Here is a 9,621-nt window from a genome sequence, read left to right as displayed (position 1 = left end):
CGGCTGCACGAAGGCCCACTCCGCATCGGACAGTTCATGGCGACGTATCACCGCACCATGATCCACCATCCAAGATCGTTTGAAGACACCCCCTAGGGCATGGTGGCACTCGGGCGTGGGGGCGCTGGGGGTCCCCCCACGCCGAAGGCGTAGGGGGCGGAACTGCGCGACCAGCCACCCACGGTCTGCGGCCGGAAACAGCCCCCGCGCCCCACCGCGCTCCCCCGCCCCGGGCATGGCCCGCAGCACTCCAGTGCCGCGAGCCATGACTGGGGCACACCGCCCCGGGGCCCGGTCCTGCGGCAGAAGCCACCGCCCCGGGCCGGGCCGGGCACCCCAAGGCCCGGCGCCGGACAACGCACCCGGCCCCCGTGCGCCCGACCCGCTACGGGGCCCGCGGCCCTACGGCGTCAGGCGTTCGATCGCGAACGTCTGGCTCTCCTTGGCCAGTTCGCACTCCGTCTGCACGATCGGCGCCCCCGCCGCCTCGCTGCCGCCCTTCACATCCAGGCACTTCCCCGCGAAGGTCTCGATCACATAGCCCTCGCCGCCCGGGGTCACCGCGAACCGCTGGTTCGGCTGGCCCCCGCACTCGAAGCCGATGACCGGCGCGTCGGGCGCGGTGCTGGCCTCCTTCACGTCGAAGCACTGGTTGGTGCCCAGTTCGCGGATCTCGTACGCCCCGCCGCCGACGGACGCGAACTCGAACTGCTGGTTGGCCGCGCCCGTACAGTCCGACTGGACGAGCGCCTTGTCGGTGGCGCGCAGTTCGAGGCAGAGGCCCGCGAACGACTCGGCCGTGTAGAGCGTCGCCGCCGCGGCCGCCTGGGCGCCGGGCGCGCTCAGCAGTCCGGCCGCCGCCGCGCCCGCGATCACCACGGCCGCCAGGGTCTTCTTCCCCGCACGCATAGGAGCACCTTTCGAGAGTCCGGATCCCCGGGTTCCGGGCGGCCGGAAACCCGGAGGTTCAGGGCGCCCGGGAGACCGGGGGTCAGGGAGTTCGGGAGTCGTGAGAGCCGGGGCACGCGCCCCGCCCGCCCAGTGTTCGTCCGCCCGGGAGCGCCGGAGAAGGGCGACCGGCGATCTTCCCGCCATCGGGTGAACACCGCCGCGCGCGCCTGACGCCGGTCGGCGCAACGCCCGGCGCGACGCGGCCGCCGCGCCACCGGACCGGACCCCGCCCCGGGCCGCCCCCGACCCGGCTGCGGGTCCACCCCGGTACCACTCCAGCCCCACCCCTCTGCCGCACCGGGCTCGGCCGGGCTCCTCCCGCACACACTCCCTACACACCCTCCCTCCGCACCCTCCCGGCACAACACCCCGCGCCCCATCCGCCCCACACCCCCCAACCTGTGAGCCTTCTCCCGGGCCAGGGGTGGGGGCGCGGCCGCCGCCCCGTGCGGCCTATCCTCAATGCGTCCAGGGACGGGGATCACGGTGCCGGGGGGAACGATGGAGATGCTGGCGGCTGGAGATCCGCGCCATATCGACGCGTACCGGCTGCTCGCCCGGCTCGGCGCGGGCGGCATGGGCCAGGTCTATCTGGCACGCAGCAACCGGGGCCGTACGGTCGCGGTGAAACTCATCCGGCCCGAACTCGCCGCCCAGGAGTCCTTCCGGGAGCGCTTCCGGCTGGAGGTGAACGCGGCCCGCCGGGTCGGCGGCGAGTGGACCGCGCCGGTCCTGGACGCGGACACCGAGGCCGCGGTGCCCTGGGTGGCCACCGGCTATGTCGCGGGGCCCGCGCTGAGCGACGTGGTGACCAAGGGGTACGGCCCGCTGCCCGAACGCTCCGTACGCATCCTGGGGTCCGGCCTCGCGCACGCGCTGCGTTCCATTCACGGCGCCGGGCTGATCCACCGCGATCTGAAGCCCTCGAACATCCTGGTCACCATCGACGGCCCCCGGGTCATCGACTTCGGTATCGCCCGGGCCCTGGAGGGCGCGGACAACGGCATCACCCGCACCGGCGCGGTGGTCGGCTCCCCCGGTTTCATGGCGCCCGAGCAGGTGCGGGGGCTGCGGGTGACGCCCGCGTGCGACGTGTTCTGCCTGGGGTCGATCCTGATGTTCGCGGCGACCGGGAAGCTGCCGTTCGGGGACACCCAGAACAGCCATGCCGTGATGTTCCGGATCGCGGAGGACGAGCCGGACCTGTCCGGGCTGCCGGACGGGCTGGCGCGGCTCGTACGGGACTGTCTGCACAAGGAGCCGGAGCGGCGGCCGTCCGTGGACGAAATCCTCGCCCGGACGGCGGAACCGGAACCGGAACCGGAACAGGGACAGCGGGAACAGGGGCCCGAGGCCGATGGCGAGCCCTGGCTCCCCGGGGCGCTCGTCGCCCAGCTCGGCCGTCACGCCGTGCGGTTGCTGGAGGTGGAGGAGAGCACCGGACCCCAGCAGCAGATATCACCGCTCCAGGACACACCGCCCCCGGCGCCGTACGGAACCGGACAGTCCCCCGCCACGGCGGCGACCCCGCTGCCGGACCCGGCCTCGAAGACGGGCGCCACGGCGGCACAGCAGCCGATTCGCCGCGGCCGCCGGATCGCCCTCTATCTGGGCATCGCCTTCGCCCTGCTGGTGGTCGCCCCCGTCGGAGCGGGACTCGTCTACGCCAACTTCCTCGCCCCCCAGGGCGCCGAGGACCGTATGACGGGCGATTCGATCCTGGAGGTGACCTCCCCCCTCTGGCCCGCCCAGGAGGGCGAGACTCCGATACCGGAGGACTCGGCCCCGGTGGAGCCCGGTGATATCACGCGTGATGACGGAAACACCGTCCCCAACGCCTACATTGGCATCTGGCGTGCGGCGTTCCAGTCGCCGCAGGGGGAGCACGTCCGCACGATGGCCATCGAAGACGGCACCACCGGCGAGAAGGTCATGAAACTGACCGGCAGCGGACCCGATTACACCTGCACCTGGTCGGCGAAGCTCAAGAAGGCCGGGACGCCCCTCGAACTCGGGCCCACCGAGGTCGAGTCGGGGAATCCCGGGAAGTGCGACCCGGGAGAGTGGAGCCGGCTGAAGCTGTCCGGCGGTTCCACGATCGTCCGGGAGCTCGTCGGGTCGGGGGAGACCCCGCTCAAATACACCAAGCAGTAGGCCACGGGGGCCGTGACGGGTCCGCCCGCCGCACCTGTCACACCTGTCATGTACCGCCCATCCCTCAAGGAAGCTTCCGAATGCAGACCACCTTTGTTCGCCGCGGTGCCGTTGCCGCGTCCGCCGTCTCCCTCGCGCTGCTCCTCGCCGCCTGCGGCGGGGAGGACGGCAAGAAGGACTCCCAGGGGGAGAAGGGCGGTGGCGAAGGGACGAAGCAGTCGGCTCCGGCGAAGACGCAGGCCGAGCTGGACAAGCTGATCGTCGCCAAGGAGGACCTCAAGGGCCACTCGGTGAAGACCCCGCCCGCCGCAGAGCTGACCGAGGCGAAGGGCGCGACGGCCGACAAGAGCGAGTGCGCCGTGGTGAACGGGGTCCTCGTGGTGGGTGCCCCCGGCGACGAGGGCGCCCTGGCGGCCCGGCAGCTGTCGCGGATGGCGGGCGAGAAGCCGACGAGCGGTACCGAGGAGGAGAAGGCCGAGGCGGCGCTGAAGGGCTTGCAGGGCGCTTCGATCAACATCGTCACCCTCGGTTCGTACGGGGACGCCGACGCCGCCGGAAAGGCGATGGCGGACCTGAAGAAGTCCGCGGAGTCCTGCGCTGGGGGCTACACCGGCACGGTGACCACCGAGAAGACCAAGTACACCAAGATCACCCCGGGCTCCTACACGGGTGGCGACGAGGCGCTCGCCTACACCGTCTCGGCCGACATGGGCGATGGGACGATGGAGACCCAGCTCGTCGTGGTCCGCAAGGGCTCGGAGATCCTCACCACCCACACCATCGGTCTGAGCGGCAAGGCCGAGCAGCCGAAGGACATCCTGGACGCGCAGCTCAAGAAGCTGGGCTGACCCGGTCCCGCTCCGGGTGACGGCGGACAGCAGCCGCCGTACCCGTTCTCACCCCCCTGACCAGCGCTTTTCACCGTACGGCCGCGCTTGTGCCCGGCGCATTCCACCACCGTGGATGCGCCGGTGCGCGCTTCTTGCGCGGGCCGCGGTACGGCAGTTCTCTCATGGCACCCACACCACACCGGGAGTTCCCGGGGGATGCCGGTCCTTCCGCCGGGACTGTCGAGAAAGGCCCTACCACGATGGAACAGGGGAGCAGCACCTCCGGTTGTCCCTGCACCGCCCACCGCATGGTGACCGCCACACAGGCCACCACGGGACGGGGCGGTGCCGGCACCGGTCAGAGCATCGACCAGAACAACCGAATCGACACCGGGGCGGTCCGCGCGGACTTCCCCGTACTGCGGCGGACCGTCGGGGACGGTCTGCCGCTGGTGTATCTGGACAGCGCAGCCACCTCGCAGAAACCGCAGGCCGTGCTGGACGCCGAGCTGGACTACTACCGGCTCCACAACGCCAATGTGCACCGCAGCTACCACCAGCTGGCCCGGGAGGCCACGGAGCTGCTGGAGGCCGGGCGGGCCCGGATCGCCGCTTTCATCGGCGCCGGGCCGGACGAGATCGTCACCACGAAGAACGCGTCCGAGGCGCTCAATCTCGTCGCGTACGGGCTGATGAACGCCGGTCACTCGCCCCGGGAGCTGCGGTCGCTGGCCGTCGGCCCCGGCGACAACGTCGTCATCACCGAGATGGAGCACCACTCCAATCTGATGCCGTGGCAGCAGTTGTGCCGGCATACCGGCGCCGAACTGCGCTGGCTCACCATCACCCCCGACGGCAGGCTCGACCTCGGAGAGCTGGAGAAGACCGTCGACGCGTCGACCCGGGTCGTCGCCTTCACCCACCAGTCCAATGTCTACGGCACGGTGAACCCGGTCGATGTGATCACCGCCCGGGCGCGGGCGGTCGGGGCGCTGACCGTGCTGGACGCCTGCCAGTCCGTACCGCATCTGCCGGTGGACGTACGGACCCTCGGCGTCGACTTCCTGGCCTTCTCGGGCCACAAGATGTACGGCCCCACCGGTATCGGGGTGCTGTGGGGCAGGCCGGAGCTGCTCGCCGCGCTGCCGCCTTTCCTGACCGGCGGGGAGATGAACGACACCGTCACGATGGCGCACTCCACCTACGCGGATCCGCCGCACCGTTTCGAGGCGGGGACACCGGTCATCGCCCAGACCGTCGGGCTCGCCGCGGCCTGCACCTATCTCGACGGCCTCGGCCGGGACCGGGTGGCGGCCCATGCGGCGGCACTGACCGCCCGGGCGCTGGACGCGCTCGCTTCGATCGGCGGCGCCAGGATCGTCGGACCCGCCGATACGGCCGACCGGGGGCCGGCGATCTCGTTCGCGCTGCGGGACCTGGCGCCGGAGGAGATCGGGGAGCATCTGGACGCGAAGGGGATCGCGATCCGGGTGGGCCATCTCTGCGCCCGGCCCGCGTGCGTACGGTTCGGACTGCCCGCCACGACAAGGGCGTCGTTCGCCGTGCATACGACGGAGGCCGAGGTCGACGCGTTCGCGGACGCGCTGGCCGAGCTGGTGGAGCCCCGGGTGCACGCGGTCCCGGCCGCCGTTCCCGTACGGTCCGCGGCCCCGGCCCCCGCTGTGCCCGCCGCCGGGCCCGACCCGGAGACGGCAGCCTTCATGGACACGGTCTTCGCGGACGCGGCCGCCGCGGCGAACGGTCTCGCGGTCTCCCTCGGCGACCGGCTCGGCCTCTACCGGGCGATGGCGGGCGCGGGCCCGCTCACCCCGGCCGCGCTGGCGGCCCGGACCGGGACACAGGAGCTGTACGTACGCGAGTGGCTGCACACCCAGGTCGGCGCGGGCTATGTCCGGGTGGCGCCGGGCACCGGCAACGGCAGCGGTGACTCGTACGCGTACGAACTCCCCGCCGCCCACGCCCGGGTGCTCGCCGAACCGGACGCCCCGACAGCGGCCGTCGGCATCTACGGTTCCCTCCAGTCGCTGTACGCGGTCGAGGACAAGCTGGCGCAGTGCTTCCGGACCGGGGGCGGGGTCGACTGGGGCGAGTACCCGCCGCAGATGTTCCGGGCGGTGGCCCGCTTCTTCCGGCCCGCGTACCGGGCGAACATCGTGCAGAAGTGGATCCCGGCGGTCGAGGGCGCGCACGAGCGGCTCACCGCGGGGGCAACGGTCGCGGACATCGGCTGCGGGGTGGGGTACTCGACGCTGCTGATGGCCGGGGCGTATCCGCGCTCCGTCTTCCACGGCTACGACTACCACCGGGAGTCCATCGACCGGGCCCGGATCATCGCCGAGGAGCGCGAACTCGACGACCGCACCCACTTCCACACGGTGGCGGCGGCCGACCTCGACGCAACGTATCCGCAGGCGGATCTGGTCACCCTCTTCAACTGCCTGCACGATATGGGCGATCCGCTGGCCACGCTGCGGGCGGCCCGCCGGATCCTTAAGCCCGACGGCGTACTGATGCTGGTCGAACCGAACGCGGGCGCGGATCCCACCGGCAACACCCACCCCATCGGCCGGCTCTTCATGGCCCTCTCCACCACCCTCTGCCTCCCGGCCGCGGCCGCCCAGAACGGCCCCCTGGCCCTGGGCAACCACGCGGGCGAACCGGCGCTCCGCCGACTGGCCCGTGAGGCGGGCTTCGAGGACTGGTCGAGGGTCGCGGAAACCCCGAGAAGCGCGGTCTACGCCTTGCGGACGGCCCCGGCGGCCCCGGATCTGGAGGTGGCGGCCTGACACAGGACGACGGCCCCCGCCGCTCCTCGCGGCGGGGGCCGTACCCGTGCCCTTCCCTGCCTCACACGGGCGGGGTACCGGGCGGGGACTCGGGAGTGGGCTTCGGCGGATGAGGACCGGGGTCCGGCGGAAGCTGGGGCCTGGGCTTCGCGTGCTTGCCCAGCTCCAGCCGCCGGTACGTCAGCCGGTAGATCCCGAGCGGCGGGAACAGCACGACCCTGAGCGGGCTGTCGGTGAGGGCGCAGGGCGCGCAGAGGAGATCACGCCCGGCGGGCGCGATACGAGCGGTGGTGACGGGCGCGCGCCAGCACGCCTCGCAGTGGACGACATCGGTGGGGCCGCGCCGGAAATCGGTGGTGAGGATCATGGACGTGCTCCGGGTGGGGTGGGGTGAGGGTGTCGGTGAGGTGGTCGGTGCACGGTGGAGCCCCGGTGCTCGCCGGGGGCACGGCCGCTGAGTGGTCCCGGCCCCGCGCCGGGGGTCGTCCGCGGGGCCGGGACCGATTCCCGTACGCGGGCAGTTGGGGCTGCGGCGCGCACGGGAGCCTTCAGCGCCGAGCGGCCTCACGCCTGCGCGGGGCCGGGCACTCGGGATGCGCGTACAGCGAGGGCCGCGAGCCGGACGACGAGAACCCGAGCATCACCAGGTTCTCCTCGGAGCGCTCGACCGGACGGTCGCAGTAGACGCAGTACTCGGGTACGGGAGCGAGGTCCTCGGTCACCGGACCCGCCGGGCGGGCTCTTCGAGCCGCCGGACGAGGGCCGGAATCGCCCGGGAGACGGGCGCCTCCGCGATCGGGCCGGCCGAGGGCTCGGCGGGCGAGCGGTCCGGACATACCGGCCGCCCGCACTCACAGGGCTGCCAGGCCTCGACCGGAGCGGCGGGATCCAGCACGGCACGGGACGCAAGACGCCCCACCCCGGTCCGGTCGTCAGTACGATGCATATGTCGACTCCTTTGCAGTCGGCCACACCCCCGGGCCCTGCACGGCCGCGGGGGCTTCGCGTTCTCTATATATACCGCGGTTAACCGCGGTCAACCGCACTGCACTGAGGTTAACTGCGGTCGCGCGGTCTACTGCGGTTACCTAGCGTCAAGAACATGGAGCATGAACTCGATCGCACCCGGCCCATCTGGAGACAGATCGCCGCGCTGGTCAGCGAGCGGATCGCGGACGGCACCTATCCGGTCGGGAGCCGAGTGCCGCCTGTCGTGGAGCTGTCCGCCGAATTCGGAGTGGCCACATCGACGGTGCAGAAGGCCTTTCTGCATCTGAAGCAGCAGGGCATCGTGCGGGGCGAGGTCGGGCTCGGCACCTTCGTCGCCGACCCGCCGGAGCCGACCGAACAACGGCCCTGACCCGCCGAGGCGGCACCATGGTGTCGCCGCCGTTCATGAAGCGCTCCTCTCCGGCGGGGAACTGCACGCCCGGGCGGAACCTCAGGCGCGGATTCCATGCAACCGCTCTCCCGACAGCACCACCAGGACACGGCGCGGCCATCGACCGGCCGCGCAGCGGCCATTGAGCGGCCATCGCCACCCCGAAGGGCGGCAGTCGGTCGGCCGGACCGTGGAATGGGCAACAGCCCGGGCGTACCGTGATGGTGTGGCGATCCCGGAGCGCATCAACAGGCGGTTACGTTCGGCCCGGATCGGGCAGGGGTGGCATTCCCAGGAGCAAGCCGCCGAGGCGCTCAGCGCCATCGGCCGGGAGATCCTGGGCGACCCGCACTTCTGCATCAGTGCCCGGACCTACCGCCGCTGGGAGTCCGCACACCCCGGCTGGCCTCGCCCCGACACCGCAACCGTCCTGAGCGCAGCCTTCGGACTCACCCCCGCAGAGCTGGGGTTCACACCGCCGCCCGGCTGCATCACCGATCCCGACCCTCAGGAGGATCCTGTGAAGCGAAGGCATTTCCTCGCGGCCGGGGCGGGAGGCGCCTTCGCCGCGGTCAGTCCCCTTCCCGCCGGAGCAGCCGGTCGTACGGACCTCCAGCTCCTCGACTACTTCACCCGGCAGCTTGCCCTTCACCAGACCGCCGACATGGTGCTCGGCCCACACGATCTGATGGCGACGGTCACCGCGCAGTACCAGCTCATCAGTGCCCTGGGACGGACGGCCTCGGGCCGGGTGCGGGACGATCTGACGCGCCTGGCAGCGGCCTACGCCGTTCTCACCGGGTGGCTTCACCAGGACGCCGGAGAGTGGGGAACCGCCCGCTCCTGGCACACGGCGGCCCTGGCCGATGCCCAGACCGTCAGCGACACCGACCTGCACGCCTACACCCTGGCGAACCTGGCCTACCTCCACACCGAGCTGGGCGACGGCCGGGCCGCCGTGGCCCTCTGCGAACGCGGACTCCATCTGACCGGGCTTCCGCCCGTAGCCCGGATGCAGTTGATGTACCAGCAGGCACACGGTCATTCCCTGCTCGGAGACCGCTCCGCCGTCGACCGGCTGCTCGACACGGCCCAGAACACCGCGGCGTCCCGACCCGAACAACCGCCTGCTCCCTGGGGGCGCGGGGCCGCGGCCAGGAACCCCCTCTTCTTCGACATCCAGCGTGCCACCTGCTACGGCCGTCTCGGCCTACACGCCGAAGCGAAACCCCTGTGGCACCGGGTCACTTCCGCCGTCCCGGACACCGCTCGACGCCGAGCCGGGGTCTATCTGGCCCGCCAGGCCACCGCGCACGCCGCTCTCGGCGAACCCGACCAGGCACTGGCTCTCGCCGCCGAGTCCGCACGGATCGCCGCCGAGACGGGATCGGCTCGCCATATCGGCGAACTCAAGGTGCTGCGGCAGAACATGGGCCGATGGCAGCACGGCCCGCTGCACGACCAGCTCGAATACGCCTTCCAACCCATCTCGGGCTGA

9 protein-coding genes are annotated in these 9,621 nt (G+C 71.9%); 5 read left to right on the top strand and 4 right to left on the bottom strand.

Going from position 1 to position 9,621, the window contains the following annotated elements; translation table 11 throughout:
- Positions 1-402: 402 nt before the first annotated feature.
- On the bottom strand, positions 403-909 hold the full coding sequence (locus ACWDR0_RS27445) for an RICIN domain-containing protein (RefSeq protein WP_456354462.1): 507 nt from the start codon (positions 907-909) through the stop codon (positions 403-405).
- A 543-nt stretch (positions 910-1,452) separates the two neighbouring features.
- Between ACWDR0_RS27445 and ACWDR0_RS27440 the strand changes: the two genes are divergently transcribed.
- The 3 genes from ACWDR0_RS27440 to ACWDR0_RS27430 all read left to right on the top strand — a co-directional run bounded on the left by ACWDR0_RS27440 (position 1,453) and on the right by ACWDR0_RS27430 (position 6,742).
- The gene (locus ACWDR0_RS27440; protein ID WP_456354461.1) at positions 1,453-3,105 is read left to right on the top strand and encodes a serine/threonine-protein kinase; all 1,653 of its coding nucleotides are present in this window, start codon (positions 1,453-1,455) and stop codon (positions 3,103-3,105) included.
- Positions 3,106-3,185: 80 nt separating this feature from the next.
- A complete protein-coding gene (locus ACWDR0_RS27435; RefSeq protein WP_456354460.1) occupies positions 3,186-3,953 on the top strand; it encodes a sensor domain-containing protein in 768 nt (255 codons plus the stop codon).
- A 290-nt stretch (positions 3,954-4,243) separates the two neighbouring features.
- Positions 4,244-6,742 carry a SufS family cysteine desulfurase gene (locus ACWDR0_RS27430; protein ID WP_456354459.1) on the top strand — a complete coding sequence of 833 codons (2,499 nt, stop codon included), beginning with the start codon at positions 4,244-4,246 and terminating at the stop codon, positions 6,740-6,742.
- A gap of 61 nt (positions 6,743-6,803) precedes the next feature.
- Here the strand turns inward: ACWDR0_RS27430 and ACWDR0_RS27425 are convergent, their stop codons facing one another.
- The 3 genes from ACWDR0_RS27425 to ACWDR0_RS27415 form a co-directional block, all read right to left on the bottom strand.
- Positions 6,804-7,109: a hypothetical protein gene (locus tag ACWDR0_RS27425; RefSeq protein ID WP_456354458.1), complete on the bottom strand. Its 306-nt coding sequence runs from the start codon at positions 7,107-7,109 to the stop codon at positions 6,804-6,806.
- Between the two features lie 181 nt (positions 7,110-7,290).
- On the bottom strand, positions 7,291-7,464 hold the full coding sequence (locus ACWDR0_RS27420) for a hypothetical protein (RefSeq protein WP_456354457.1): 174 nt from the start codon (positions 7,462-7,464) through the stop codon (positions 7,291-7,293).
- Complete coding sequence (locus tag ACWDR0_RS27415; RefSeq protein ID WP_456354456.1) at positions 7,461-7,688, bottom strand: hypothetical protein; 228 nt, start codon at positions 7,686-7,688, stop codon at positions 7,461-7,463. The genes ACWDR0_RS27420 and ACWDR0_RS27415 overlap by 4 nt, the downstream gene beginning before the upstream one ends.
- 156 nt (positions 7,689-7,844) lie before the next feature.
- Between ACWDR0_RS27415 and ACWDR0_RS27410 the strand changes: the two genes are divergently transcribed.
- Together ACWDR0_RS27410 and ACWDR0_RS27405 are read left to right on the top strand one after the other, a co-directional pair.
- On the top strand, positions 7,845-8,102 hold the full coding sequence (locus ACWDR0_RS27410; protein ID WP_456354455.1) for a GntR family transcriptional regulator: 258 nt from the start codon (positions 7,845-7,847) through the stop codon (positions 8,100-8,102).
- Positions 8,103-8,349: 247 nt separating this feature from the next.
- Positions 8,350-9,621: a helix-turn-helix domain-containing protein gene (locus ACWDR0_RS27405; RefSeq protein WP_456354454.1), complete on the top strand. Its 1,272-nt coding sequence runs from the start codon at positions 8,350-8,352 to the stop codon at positions 9,619-9,621.

Source organism: Streptomyces sp. NPDC003691, from assembly GCF_053981115.1.
The sequence above is the reverse complement of the archived record's forward strand: the minus strand, read 5'-3'. Positions and strand labels throughout refer to the sequence as shown.